This window comes from Kaistella gelatinilytica, from assembly GCF_015679325.1.
GTDB classification, from domain to species: Bacteria; Bacteroidota; Bacteroidia; order Flavobacteriales; family Weeksellaceae; genus Kaistella; species Kaistella gelatinilytica.
The window spans coordinates 1035628-1049623 of the sequence record NZ_JADPVI010000001.1 but is presented as its reverse complement, the minus strand read 5'-3'; the positions used below and the strand labels follow the sequence as shown (position 1 = coordinate 1049623).

Sequence of the window (13996 nt, the reverse complement as noted above, 5' to 3'; positions counted from 1 at the left end):
TTAAAATCCTAAAAAGTTCAGTTTAAGTTGAATGGCGAAATTTTCTTTGAAAATAGGTGTTGCGTAATATCCAACTCTGTAGAAAAATCCGAGATTGAAAGGTGAACCTAGAAAGTTATTGCTTTCAAAACCAACTTCCTGATAAAGATGATCTAATTTTTGGTAGTCAAACTGGTGGTTTTGTGGGTTTTTCATATCTCCGGTCACGCCACGAAGCACCATGTCAAAACTTGAAATATTTTTACCAAAAGTTTTAAAATACCATGGGATCCGGTGTGTGAAATAGAATCCAACAAATTTATCATTGTAGTATTTCCCAGCTTCCATGGTCGCAAAACCGAGGTAAGAGGTTAAATTAAAATTCAAATCACCTTTGTTGCTACCTAAACCATTCATCCCGAAATTATGCCAGATCGGCGCACTTCCCGTAAGTAAACCTCCGTAAACGCGAACTCCTGTAACACCAATCTTTGTTTTGAAACTGTGCTGTCCCATCAAATCAAATCGACTGTAAGATAAATCTCCACCAAATGTTTTCAACCCCTGTTCATAATTTGCAAAAAATTCGGGATAATTTTCTTCGTACGTGAATTTTCCTGAAGGCGTCATAATATTCTTTGAATTTGGCGAATATTTCAAAGTAATTTGAGTGGCAAAATTTTGAAATTTATTACCCAGATTCATAAAATTATAATCAAATTTAGATTCTTCGTTATCTTTTTTTGCAGATATATTTATAGTGAGAGCGTTCGTTAAATCATTTTGATACGATAGTTTAAAACCTTCATTTTTGTAAAAACGGTTGTTATACATATCGATGCCCGAATTCATGATCCTCTTTTTAAAATTCCAGAGAATCTCGTTGAACCGTCCGGCTGCAGCAACATCGTTGTAATATTCTACCCGGAAAAAAGATACTTTTTCTAAGGTTGTTTTTACACTAACTCCAGCGCCGTATTTCCAGGCTTTATCTTTAATTCCGTATGCAAAGTAGACGTCGGGAGAAATATATTTATTAAATTTTTCATTCAGTTTTGCCGCAGCTCCCAGTCTTATCCCTTCATAATCATTATACTGAATAAATCTAATGCCATCGAAATCGACCATTCCTACACGCAAATCACCTTTAATCAGTCCTGTAAAAACACTCAATTTTTGATCTAATTTGTACTTTTTTCCAACACTGTCAATTTTTTCGTACGTCATTTTTTCCCGTGTCGTTAGAGAATCGGTACGGAATTGATCAAGCGTGCTTCCATCAGAGTTTTTCACATCGATGGTGTAGCCCGAGAAGTCTTTTTTATTAACTTCAATTGGTGTTTTAAAATCAAAATAATCTGCAGTTATAAAAACATAGTTTCCATATTTCTGTTTCTTTTGTTCGTCTTTATCTTTTGATTTTTTATCATTTTTTTCGGTGTCAAAAGCATTGGAACCCATTTTGAATTTCAGATTTTCTTTACTAAGGAACCATTTGTTATCGATCGGTTTCCAGATGCTAGTAATGGAACCTTCACTTTTTTTCTTGCTGTTGCTTTCTATTTTTTTCAGACCATAAGTTTCGCTGTCCACATAAATGTATCCATTGAATCTTCTTTTTTTAACCGCTTGTTTATAATCAACCTGTCGAAAGCGGATAACGTAATTTTTTCTTCCCTCAATATCAATTGAATCTGTTAAAAAGTAGCGGTAGAGCGTACGGTTTTCCTCCCGAATTTCTCTTGGAATTTGATTTCTATTTGAGCGCAGCGACATCATTTCGTAAATCGGCTGCTTCAATCCTGAAACACGGTTGTCGAGAATGTTTATTTTTTCGCCATATTGTTTAGAGAACAAATACTGCGAAGCTCTTTCCCAAAGAAAAAGTTTGCTCGAAGCCATTAATTTCTGCACATTCACGCTTTCAATCGAATCTTTCTTTTTCTCCTTCGACTGTACTTTTTGCGGAAGTGTTTTCAGTGAATCGATTCTGTGATTGATGAACTGATCGTAATGTTTAATGCTGTCTTCATCAATATCTAAAGATATTTTCTCGTAGGATTTGAACGAATAGGAATCTAAACTTTGCGGAGAATTATTCTTATAATTATCGTTTACTTTTCGCAAAATTGCCAAAGCCAACGGATCACTTTTATCGTCGATGATCACGCCTTCAATTGATTGTGTTTTTGGATCTAATCTAGATAAAACTGTCTCCATCACTTTATCTACAACAGCTTCGTCTGCGAAGAATCCGTTTGCTTTCACATCAACTTTTTTGCAGTTTGTCCGAAATTGAAGGATCCCTTGAGAATTGGTTTTTCCTAAGAGTTTATTATTACAGGATATCGATGCACCTTCAATTGGCAGATGATTTCCAGCGCTGAAAACGGTTATTTTTGACTGGGCAGAAATATTTAAAAATATAAAAGAAAAGACAATAAAAAGAAGTTTTTTCATAGAAACAAATATATTCAAAATAATTAAAAATGTGAGCTATGAATTTAAGTTAATTTGCTCTTTAATTTAAGGTCTAAATTTGAATTTATTTTCATTCTAAAACTCCTGTTCATTAATAAAAATTTGTATTTTTAGACTTATGAAAAAACTTTATACGCTTGCGTTTTTACTAATAAATATGCTGGTGTTCAGCCAGACAAAAGCACTCACAGAGGATGGAAAAGACGTGTTGTTGTTAGACAACGGAACGTGGCGATACGTTAATATTACAGATTCTTTGGCATTGCAAACGATCAAAACAAACCCAACGTTATTTGCAAAGAGTAAAGCATCAACTTTCCAGATTAAAAGTAAAAAATTAGATATCGGTCTTTATTTGAATACAAAAATATGGCGGATCTCTACACAAACGAAAAGTCCTTTTACGGAATATGTTTTTAATGATGTTCATGATGAAAATGCTGTGGGAGCTTTTATGATGACAGAAAAAGTGCAAATTCCTACCCTGAAAAATTTGAAAGATATTATTCTTACAGGAGTTCAAAACAAAGTTGATTATTTTCGGTTAAAAGAATCTGAGTACCGCACCGTAAATGGTTTAAACGTAATTTACATCAGGTATATCGCCAATATTAAAGGTCTCGATTTTGAGTACGCCGGTTACTATTATATCGATAATTCTGGCTATTGTGGAGTCGTTGGCTTTTCTACGCAACAAAATTTTGAATCAAATTTCCCCGTAATTTTAGATCTTCTCAATGGATTGTCTCCGGCAAAAAGACAAGTTGTAACTGAAGTCATCGAGTATTCGTCGCCACCACCGCCAATGAAATAGAAATGCTTTTTAGGAAATTCTTCCCCATTTATTTTTGCCTTTATATTGCTTGGTGTAATAATTTCTTAAATCTAAGTTTTCCGGATTTTGGAGATTAGGATCATTTTTAAGTAAAATTTCTACGGCTGTTTTTGCAGCTTTAATTATTTTTCCGTCCGAAAGTAAATCGAGTTTTTTAAAATCTACAACACCACTTTGCTGAGTTCCCAAAATATCTCCGGGACCGCGAAGTTGCATATCAACTTCTGATATTTTGAAACCGTCGTTGGTTTCTGTCATGGTTTTTATTCGGGTGCGGCTTTCTTTCGATAATTTATCAGACGTCATCAAAATACAGTAACTCTGTTCACCGCCGCGACCAACTCTGCCCCGAAGTTGATGAAGCTGTGATAAACCAAACCTTTCTGCGCTCTCAATGATCATTACGGAAGCATTTGGAACATTCACACCAACTTCTATCACGGTTGTAGCGACCATAATTTCACATTTTCCGGAGGCAAAATAATTCATGGCGGCTTCTTTTTCTGCGGGTTTCATTCGTCCGTGCAGCATGGTGACATTTTTACCTTCAAAAAATTCTAAGATATGGTCATAATTTTCGAGTAAGTTTTTATAATCTAAAGTTTCAGATTCTTCAATTAATGGATAAACAAAATAAACCTGCCGACCTTTTTCAATCTCATCTTTTGCAAAACGAAAAACAGTTAATCGGTCTTTTTCGCGACGATGTGCTGTAATAATCGGTTTTCTTCCAACCGGCATTTCATCAATCACAGAAACGTCGAGATCGCTGTAAAAACTCATCGCTAAAGTCCTGGGAATCGGTGTAGCCGTCATCACCAAAATATGAGGCGGAATTTTATTTTTTGCCCACAACCTCGCTCTTTGCGCCACACCAAATCGATGCTGCTCGTCGATAATTGCCAAACCGAGATTTTTAAATTGTACAATATCTTCTAAAACAGCGTGCGTTCCGACCAATATGGAAAGTTCACCATTGAGCAAAGCTTCGTGGATAATTTTTCTTTCCGAAGTTTTTGTAGAACCGGTGAGTAATTTAACTTTTACATCCGTTTCTGCTAATAATTCTGAAATTCCGGCAAAATGCTGTTGCGCCAAAATTTCTGTCGGAGCCATAATGCAACTCTGAAAACCATTGTCAAGCGCGATCAACATGGAAAGTAAGGCAACCATGGTTTTTCCGGAACCAACGTCACCCTGCAAAAGTCGATTCATTTGAACCGGTTTTTTCATGTCGGTCCGAATTTCCTTTAATACTTTTTTCTGTGCATTTGTGAGTTCGAAAGGCAAAACATGGTCATAAAAATTTTTAAATTGACTGCCAATTTTTGGAAAAGGATTTCCAACAGCTGAAGCTTTATGATGCTGTTTTTTTAAACCATAACCCAACTGGAAAAAGTAGGCTTCTTCAAATTTGAGTCTTCGGTTCGCATGTTCGAAATGATCGAGATCTTTGGGGAAATGGATGTGATAAAAAGCGTGCATTCTTCCAATTAAATTCAACTGATTTCTTAAATTCTGCGGGAGATTTTCTTTAATTAGGGAATGCAAATTTTTCGTGATATCTGTGAGAACGGTCTGGAAGAACTTATTGTTGAGTCCTCTTTTGGCAAGTTTTTCACTTCCGGGATAGATCGGTAAAAGTGTTCCGGACAAGGCTTTCTTTTCATCGATCTCAATTTCTGGATGTGGCATTGAAAAATTGCCGTTAAAATGATTAATTTTTCCGAAAATAAAAATTTCCTGATTGAGCGGAAGCTGATCTTTCATCCACTTTGAATACCGAAACCAAACCAACTCCAAAGTCCCGGTTTCATCGCGGAATTTGGCGGTCATCCTTTTCTGACCTTTACCATAACCGACTTCCTGAATATCGGTAATTTTTCCTTTAAATTGAATTTCAGCTTCAAGGTCTTCAGTTAAATCACCGATTTTATGAATCTTGCTTTTGTCGATGTAACGCAAAGGGTAGAAGGTGATAAAATCTTCCACCGTGGTAAATCCCAAGACATTTTTAATGAATTTTGCTCGTTCAGGACCGATTCCTTTTAAGAATTCTATGGAAGTTTCTAAAGTCAATTTTTAATTAAATACTTGATTTTGTGAAGGAGCGAATTTCGTTAAAATTAAAAAGACTTCCAAAGTTTATTTGAAAGTCTTCTGTTTTAATATCGAGGTTTTATCGATCAATCTTTAATACTTGATTTGAATTTTTTCTGATAATTCTCCCACTTTTCCCGCGTATCAATTTTTTTATACTCATCTTTTGCTATAAATGGAACATAGGGCTCAAGTTCTTTTGCAGTCAGTGCGCCCTGCAAAATGGTGATCGGATTGCTTTTTTCATCCAGGAAAACAATACTCGGTATGGCATTCACATTCATATATTTTGTCAGATCATGGAGCGAATTTTTATTTTTTCCCTCTTTGTATCCAGGATTACCAAACGTTCGTCCAAATAAAGTGATGTTTTCCTTTCCTTCTGCATTGAATTTTACAGGATAATAATCCTCATTCAAATATTTTGCGATCACGGGATTATTAAAAGTATTTTTATCCATGATTTTGCAGGGCGCACACCAATCGGCGTAAAAATCAATAATGATTTTTTTTGGAGTGATCTTTTGCGCTGCAACTGCTTGTTCCATAGTCATCCAGTTGACTTGTGCAAAAGCTAAAACTGTAATAAAAAGCGAAAATAAAAGGGTAATTTTTTTCATCTCGTGTTGCATGGCTAAATTCATACCAAATTATATATTATCTTACTTCGTGCATCAGTTTTTTAACTAATGGGGAAATTATAATTAAAAGGATCCCGGCAATTACCGCATATAAACCCAGATCTTTGTAACCTGAAGTGTACGCTGTCAATTTTTCAATGTTTGAAGCATCTGCTCTTGCTGTAGCCATGTTTGCGCCAATTAATCCTGCGACGTATTGTCCGTAAGCTGAAGCTAAAAACCACATTCCCATCATCATTCCCTGTAATTTTTGGGTAGAAAGCTTTGTCATAATCGACAAACCAATAGGAGAGAGACACATTTCACCCAAAGTGATGATGAATAAGGCAATTGTAAACAAACTTAAAGAAGTTACTCCTTCTGCATCTGCGAAAAATTTAGTGGCAAAAATTGCGTAAAATCCTAAACCTAAAAATATAAATCCTAAACCAAATTTAATAATGGTATTCGGTTCTAATTTCTTTTTACTGAGCCAGATCCAAAGCAAACCGATTGGTATTGCAACCAATAATATAAAGAATGCACCACCAGAATTATTCACTCCATTTGGATCTAAACCAAGCAGATCATTATTTAAATTATGTGCCGCGAAAATACTTAGAGAGCCGCCACTTTGTTCATAAATTCCCCAGAATACAATGGAAAACAGAATAAAGACAAGGGCTGCAGTCAATTTGTTTCTTTCAACTTTGCTCACCTTGGACATTTCATAAAATAAATAAATCAAAGTCAAGGGACCTACGATATACATAAAATAATCGGTGTATTCGGTTTTTGCAACCATCACCATAATCATCGGAATGAAAACTAAAGACAATACATAAACACCGTATTCTTTCCATTTTTCCATGGAAACGAGTTCGCCGTTCGCTAATACTGTTTGAGGTTGTAGTCCGATGGGACCTAAACTTCTTTGAGTAAAAACAAAATTAATTAAGCTGATCACCATTACCACTGCAGCTAAACCAAAAGCAACATTCCAGTGCAATCCTTCGGGGATCAAATGTGGGAGTAATTCGCCTTTTCCAATAGCAATACACAAATAACCACCAAGCAAAGCGCCTAAATTGATTCCTGCATAAAAGAGAGAAAAACCTGCATCTGTACGGTTATCACCAGCTTTGTACAATTTACCGACCATGGTGGAAATATTCGGTTTGAAAAATCCTGTACCAACGACCGTAAATGCAATTCCTAAAAAGAAAAACCGGTGTGGATCTGCAGCTAAAATTAAACTTCCGATAATCATTAAAGTTCCGCCCCAGAAGAGAGATTTCCGAAAACCTAAAATTTTATCTGCGAACAAACCTCCGACGAAAGTGAAGGCATAAACAAAAGCTTGAGTAGCACCATATTGCAGGTTCGCTTCTTTCTCACCCAAATTCAGCTGGGAAATCATAAAGAAAACGAGCATTCCACGCATTCCGTAGAAACAGAAACGTTCCCACATTTCGGAGAAAAATAAAGACCAGATTTGCTTTGGGTATTTTCCTTTGAAATCTTGAATTTGATCGAGAGTCAGGTTCATAAGTTTTGAGTAGTTAGAAATTAATTTTTGATGATGAAGATATTTTAAATATTTCCATCCCACGAATTTATAAAAAAACCTCTGATAAATCAGAGGTTTACATATTATTTTGAATAATGTTTTTAGTTTACACCGTGCATCATTTTTTTCAAAATTGGAGAGATCATTGCTAAAATTGCGCCTGCAATTCCACAAAGAATAACGAATACCATGAAGAATTCAAATAAATTGTGAATTTCAAATCCAACAAAACTATTATAAACTGTCGAGATCTGCTCTTTATTCATAAGAGACATTTGCTCAGCATTTAAGGTCACTTTCTTATCTAAAACATCTTGAAGATTAATTCCTATCTCCTTAGCTTTTAGGAATTTGTCTCCCGTTGCGGGCAAAATTGATCCTAAAATTCCGGATAAAGCGTATCCTGCAGCATTTGCAATAAAGAAGACACCGAATAACAGGGAAGCAAATCTTTTAGGTGCTAATTTTCCAACCAAAGATAAACCGATCGGTGACAAACAAAGTTCTCCCATGGTCTGGATCAAATAAAGTAAGATCAACCATTTTACGGCAAGCAATCCGGTGTTTCCTAAATCTTTTACGTTGTACGCGATGATCAGATAACTTAAAGCGATTAAACCAAGTCCAATTGCTTGTTTCAAAGGCGAAACTGGCTCTTTCTTATTTGCTCTTAATTTATCCCAAAGCATACTAAAAGGAACTGCTAAAACAACGATGAATAAACCATTAAAGATCTGTACCATTGATGGCGGCATATTCCAGCCTAAAATATTTCTATCTGTTTGGTTATCTGCAATGAATGTTAACGATGAACCTGCCTGTTCGAATGCAGCCCAAAAGAAAATGATGAAAAAGGATACGATATAAATTACCCAGATTCTATCTCTTTCTACCTTATTTTCAGTTGCCGACATAATTAAATAAGCCAACGCAAGTCCCATAGAATAGATGAATGGATATATAACTGCTTTCACAAATTCGCCCATTCCAACGGAAGCAAATCCGATTTTATCAACGAATAAATATTGAAATCCAAAGAATGTAAGTACAAAAATAGCCACTGCAATACCGATTGATTTTCCAGAGAAATTAGCGGTTTGAGTTTCACCTTCTTCGAAATCTTCTGCAGTATTTTGACTTGGTAATCCACCAATTGCTCTTCCTTCCGGTGTTACAACATATTTATTTTTAAGTAAAATGAAAGTAAGTGTTCCGATCACCATTGCGATGGAAGCGGCTAAAAATCCCCATTTGAAAGCGTGAATATCTCTAATCCCACCTGCATCTTTTACATCTCCCAAGAAAGGACAAATGAACTGACCTAAAAATGCGCCTAAGTTAATTCCCATGTAGAAAATGGTAAAAGCAGAATCTAATTTCGATTTTTCCTGTTTTGGATAGAGACTTCCAACCATCGAAGAAATATTTGGTTTAAAGAAACCATTCCCGAAAATAATAACTCCCAAAGCGATCCACATCAGCATTTGCGCTGAACTCAAGTTGGAGTCGAATGTAGAAGCACTCATAAACATCAAAAATTGTCCAACTGCCATCAAAGCTCCGCCGACAATAATACAATATCTATTTCCTAAAAATCGGTCAGCGATAAAACCACCGAGCATTGGGGTAAGATAACAAAGCGCCAAAAAACCACCATAAATTATGGTTACATCGCCTTCTTTCATTAACAAAGCGTTCACCATAAACAGCGTCAACAAAGCGCGCATTCCGTAAAAGTTGAAACGCTCCCACATTTCTGTGCCAAAAAGTACCCACAAACCTTTCGGATGTTTCGATTTTGGTTCGTTTAAAAGTTCGTTACTTGAGTTCACTGCTTCTAGCTCGTCCATATTTGTAGTGTTAATTATTTGTTAAGATTAGCAAATATAGTTTTTTTTGTGTTTTTACAAAGACATTTAGCAACATTATACCAAAAAACCACAGAATTGAACTGTGGTTTAATTATTTAGATTAAAATATAAAATTTAGTGTCCTTTCTCTTTCATAATTCTGTTTAATCTTTTCAACATTGAAAGTCCAAGTAAAGTTGCGAAGATCAACAATGCAAAATTCACCAGAAAATAGTTGGTTTTATTTTCATAATCGTACCACGTACTTGCCAAAATTCCGGATAATTTGTTTCCTACAGAATTCGCCAGAAAGAATCCGCCCATCATTAAAGCTGTAATTCGTGCTGGTGAAAGTTTAGAAACGAAGGAAAGTCCCATCGGAGAAAGACAAAGTTCCCCAATTGTAATGACGCCATAACTAGCAAAAAGCCACCACGGCGAAACTTTTATGGCTCCATTTTGTCCGGCTTGAACTGCTAAAATCATGACCAGACACGAAAGTGCGGAAATGAAAAGTCCCAAAACTATTTTTGAAGGAGTAGAAGGTTCTTTTCCTTTACGCCTTAAAAACATCCAAACGCCCACAATTATTGGTGTTAAAGCAATTACCCAAAATGGATTGATCGATTGGAAGAGTTCGGTATTATAAAGAAAGGTTGTGTTTTCTTTCCCAGATTCTAAACGTTTCCGCTCTTCTGGACTGATGTTTTTGAAATAGACATCTTTGCCCTGAACTTTCACCGTTTTTTTATCGGCATCTTTTTGTGCCCGAAACTGTTCATCGTAAACAGGAACTTCTTTGTCTGCGTATTTCAAACCTTCAACCATATAAATAGATTCCAAAGGTTTTTCTAAGGCTGCAGGAACACTTCTGTCTGTATAATAATTAGCCCATCTCGTCAAAGCGGTTCCATTTTGTTTAAAAACGGCCCAGAAAAACATCGATATTAGAAAGATAGAAAGCAGTGCACCGATTGAAGGTTTTTCTTCCGGTTTTGCTTTAAAGTAAAGAGAAACATAGAAATAAATCACTGGAATAGTGGCGAAAATAAAAGCATCTGTAGAATCACTTCCAATTAAATTGCCTGGAATAAACCAACCGATCGCGCCTGCAATTAAAGCCGGAACAAAAACCTTCAATAAAATTTCTGAAAGTTTCGTGTCGCCTTCCTCACTCGGTTTCATGACCGCGGCGTGTTTGTAGTGTTTCATTCCGATGGTGAAAATAACTAAGCCAACTAACATTCCAACTCCGGCGGTGATAAATGCTTCACCCCAACCAAATTTATTCCGCATGAAAGCGGCGATAATGTTACAGATAAAAGCCCCAATATTAATTCCCATGTAGAAAATATTGTATCCCGAGTCTTTGTTCGCTTTGTAAGGTTCTTCTGAATAAAGGTTTCCGAGAAGTGTCGAAATGGTAGGTTTGAAAAATCCATTTCCTATAATAATTAAAGCTAAGGAACTGTAAAACCAGGTCATGTCTTTAAAAATTCCCATCCCAATATATCCTGCCGCCATTAAAATTCCGCCTAAATAAATAGATTTGATGTAGCCCAAAACGCGGTCAGCTAAAAATCCACCAATAAAAGGAGTGAGATAAGTTAATGCGATATAAGTTCCGAAAATGTCGTCGGCGTTTTTATCTGTAATTCCCAGACCACCGCCAATTCCTTGCGGTTCAATTAAGTACAGGACAAAAATTCCCAAGATCAGGTAGTATCCGAATCGTTCCCACATTTCTGTAAAAAATAGATACGGTAATCCTTTCGGGTGTTTACTGGTCGACTTTTCCATAAATTTTTAATTTTCTCAAAAATAGGATTTTTAATTGAATGGCAAAATCATTCGATCCATTTACGGAATTCAGCTGTAGAAGATGCGCTTGTTATCAATTTAGTCTTAAGGTTTTTGAGTTTGAGGGAAAGTCGATCACCAAAATACGGTTCGATTTTTTCGATGAAATTAATGTTTACAATTTCTCCACGATTGATCTGAAAAAATATTTTTGGATTTAACTCTTCAGCCAAATCGGAGAGTTTATACCGAAATTCATGTTCCTTACCCAAATCATCAACTGCAGTTAATTTTCCGGAATTAGATAGGATCGCAACCGTTTTCTCCGTGTTCAAAATTTGAATTTCTTCGGAGGTTTTGATAATAATCCGCTCTTTAAATTGCTTTGTCTTTTGCTGAAGTAATTCGGAAATAACGCTCCAATCTGGATTTTTTGCTGAAGTTTTTAACGTTTCAAATTTCTTCATGGCTTGAGAAAATCGCTCGTAATTGATTGGTTTTAAGAGATAAGCGATTCCATTCACATCGAAAGCATCCTGATAAAAATTGTTATAAGCGGTGGTGAAAATAATAGGAGAAGTGATGATATTTTCTTTTAGTAAGGAAAAAACATTGCCATCTAAAAGTTCGATATCGCTGAAAACTAAATCAACCTGACCATTTTTTTCAATCCATTCCTGCGTTTTTTCTTTGCTTTTTAAATAGGCAACAATTTCAATGGAAGTATCGTATTTTTTCAAATGTTCGGTGATGATTTCTGCATTCAGCGCTTCATCTTCAATGATTAAAACTTTCATCATATCAAAGGTATTTCCACGGTGTAAAGCGTTTCCGTTTGTTTGAAATTCACTTTTTTACCGAAATTTAATTCGTAACTTTTTTGGAGAAATTGATTTCCAACTCCAGAACCTGCCGTAAAATCAACTGGTTTGAAATCATTAGAAACAATGATGTAATCTTGATTTCTAGTCACTATTATTTGCAATGGATTCTCTTCGGAACCACGATTGTGCTTAATCGCATTTTCGACGCAAAGTTGGAGCGAACAAGGTAGAACATATCCACTTTCATTTTCTAGCTCAATTTCAAAATGATAAGCGGTGCGAAATCGTTTCTTCATGAGAGAAATATACTTTTTTAGGAATTCCAATTCTTCTTTTAAACTCACCAATTCCTTTTCGCTGTGTTTCAAATAATACCGATAAACATCAGAGAAATCCTCGATAAATCCTTCAACTTCTGCAGGATTTTTCTTCACCAAACCGGAAAGAACGCTCAAATTATTGAAAAGGAAATGCGGCTCCAGATTTTTTTGTAAAATTTTGAACTGCAGAATTTCCTTTTCTTTCTCTGTATTCTGAAGATTTATTTTGGTTTGAGCATTTTCTTCAAAATAAAAATAAGCCAAAGAAAGTCCGCTGATATAAAGATGAAAAATCACCGTGGTAAAAACAAAGTTACCGACCAACATACTAAAATCTGTTCCTAAATCATAAATAAGAAATCGCTGAACTGTATAATAAATACTTTGCAAAATCGCATAAATAAGAATGGACAAAACGAAAGCAGAGGCGATCCTGGAAAATTTTCTTAACTGAATTTTTGAAGTGATTTTCCAAGAGATGATTGTGCTTAGCAGAGAAATAATGCAGGAAATAACTCCGAAAATATGCGTCCCAATTTTGAAAAAATCAATGTCTCCGAATCTTTTAGTAATGTGCAAAACGTAGGTTTGAACCGTATTGATGATTACGATAAAAAGTAATGCAAAGAGTGAATTGAGGAGTATTTTTTTGGTTCTCATAATTGATAAATCAAAAATGGGTATTTTTCCTGAAAGATAATACCCAATTTATATTTTATTTAGCCTCAGCTACCAGAAAATCTTTTACTTCTCCTTTTTCATTAAAGGTCTGAATTTTCGGATCGCCCTTTTCGTCCACGTAGACCATTAATTTTGGTTGACCGTTTTGATCTGCGATGAATAAACCCTGTGAATTACCAATAGTTTTACCTAAAAATAAAAGTTTATTACTTCCCTGATTTTTAGAAATTTCACGCAGCTTTTCTTTCCTCAATTTTTCATCGGTGATCTTTTCAGCGTCTGTATACGCTTTATTTCGGGCGTCAATTCCTTCCAAACCTTTAAAACTATTTACAGAAAAGCCACGTTCAGAAGTCATTTTGTCTCCTTTAATGGATTCATTATTTAAAATCTGGATGACTTGGTCATCTCTATATTGATCCATCGTGATGGACATTCCGTTTTTTATACTTCCGTCCGGTCTTTTTTTATTTTCATAAATCAATCCGCCACATTCATCTCCGATATCGTTGAAGAAAATCATTCCAGCTTGTCTTTCGCGTTTCTCCCAATCTTTGCCGTTCATTCTGCCGGAATGCTGCAATTCTTTGTTGGAAATTACCATTCTAATGGTTCCATCTTTTTCGATGATGTTAATTCTTTTCACATTTATTTCGTCAAAATTCTCAATTTTTCTTTCCAATCGAAAAGAATTTAAAAGCGTAAAAAGTAATGTTAGTATTCCAAATACTACAATTCCGAAAGGCATTTTAATCGTTGTTTTCATAATATTTTTATTTTGGTTTTTATTGATGATGTAAAGATATTTCGATGTTCTCGTTTTTGAAACCGATATGAAGTGAGTTCAAGAATATCGAAAATGAAATCGGGGAAAATTGAAATAGAATTGTTTCTCCGAATTTTCTTAATTATTTTGAAAGTGCTCTTTTTAATTCT

The 13996-nt window shown here is 35.3% G+C and carries 10 protein-coding genes; 1 reads left to right on the top strand and 9 read right to left on the bottom strand.

Features of this window, described 5'->3' with window-relative positions; genetic code table 11:
- Entirely contained in the window at nucleotides 1–2439 is a 2439-nt protein-coding gene (locus tag IV494_RS04575; protein ID WP_196078972.1) for a DUF5686 family protein, read from the bottom strand.
- A 139-nt stretch (nucleotides 2440–2578) separates the two neighbouring features.
- Between IV494_RS04575 and IV494_RS04570 the strand changes: the two genes are divergently transcribed.
- Nucleotides 2579–3274 carry a hypothetical protein gene (locus IV494_RS04570; RefSeq protein ID WP_196078971.1) on the top strand — a complete coding sequence of 232 codons (696 nt, stop codon included), beginning with the start codon at nucleotides 2579–2581 and terminating at the stop codon, nucleotides 3272–3274.
- A 9-nt stretch (nucleotides 3275–3283) separates the two neighbouring features.
- Here the strand turns inward: IV494_RS04570 and recG are convergent, their stop codons facing one another.
- The 8 genes from recG to IV494_RS04530 form a co-directional block, all read right to left on the bottom strand.
- Nucleotides 3284–5374 carry an ATP-dependent DNA helicase RecG gene (gene recG, locus IV494_RS04565; RefSeq protein ID WP_196078970.1) on the bottom strand — a complete coding sequence of 697 codons (2091 nt, stop codon included), beginning with the start codon at nucleotides 5372–5374 and terminating at the stop codon, nucleotides 3284–3286.
- 107 nt (nucleotides 5375–5481) lie between these two features.
- Complete coding sequence (locus IV494_RS04560; protein ID WP_196078969.1) at nucleotides 5482–6015, bottom strand: thioredoxin family protein; 534 nt, start codon at nucleotides 6013–6015, stop codon at nucleotides 5482–5484.
- 37 nt (nucleotides 6016–6052) lie between these two features.
- Nucleotides 6053–7564 (bottom strand): peptide MFS transporter, encoded by a 1512-nt coding sequence (locus IV494_RS04555; protein WP_196078968.1) that lies wholly within the window; start codon nucleotides 7562–7564, stop codon nucleotides 6053–6055.
- Between the two features lie 122 nt (nucleotides 7565–7686).
- Nucleotides 7687–9435: a peptide MFS transporter gene (locus tag IV494_RS04550; protein ID WP_196078967.1), complete on the bottom strand. Its 1749-nt coding sequence runs from the start codon at nucleotides 9433–9435 to the stop codon at nucleotides 7687–7689.
- 135 nt (nucleotides 9436–9570) lie between these two features.
- Nucleotides 9571–11235 carry a peptide MFS transporter gene (locus IV494_RS04545; RefSeq protein ID WP_196078966.1) on the bottom strand — a complete coding sequence of 555 codons (1665 nt, stop codon included), beginning with the start codon at nucleotides 11233–11235 and terminating at the stop codon, nucleotides 9571–9573.
- Nucleotides 11236–11282: 47 nt separating this feature from the next.
- Nucleotides 11283–12035 carry a LytR/AlgR family response regulator transcription factor gene (locus tag IV494_RS04540; RefSeq protein WP_196078965.1) on the bottom strand — a complete coding sequence of 251 codons (753 nt, stop codon included), beginning with the start codon at nucleotides 12033–12035 and terminating at the stop codon, nucleotides 11283–11285.
- Nucleotides 12032–13039 carry a sensor histidine kinase gene (locus IV494_RS04535; protein ID WP_196078964.1) on the bottom strand — a complete coding sequence of 336 codons (1008 nt, stop codon included), beginning with the start codon at nucleotides 13037–13039 and terminating at the stop codon, nucleotides 12032–12034. Before IV494_RS04535 ends, IV494_RS04540 begins: the two co-directional genes overlap by 4 nt.
- A 55-nt stretch (nucleotides 13040–13094) precedes the next feature.
- On the bottom strand, nucleotides 13095–13826 hold the full coding sequence (locus tag IV494_RS04530; protein ID WP_196078963.1) for a hypothetical protein: 732 nt from the start codon (nucleotides 13824–13826) through the stop codon (nucleotides 13095–13097).
- Nucleotides 13827–13996 lie beyond the last annotated feature (170 nt).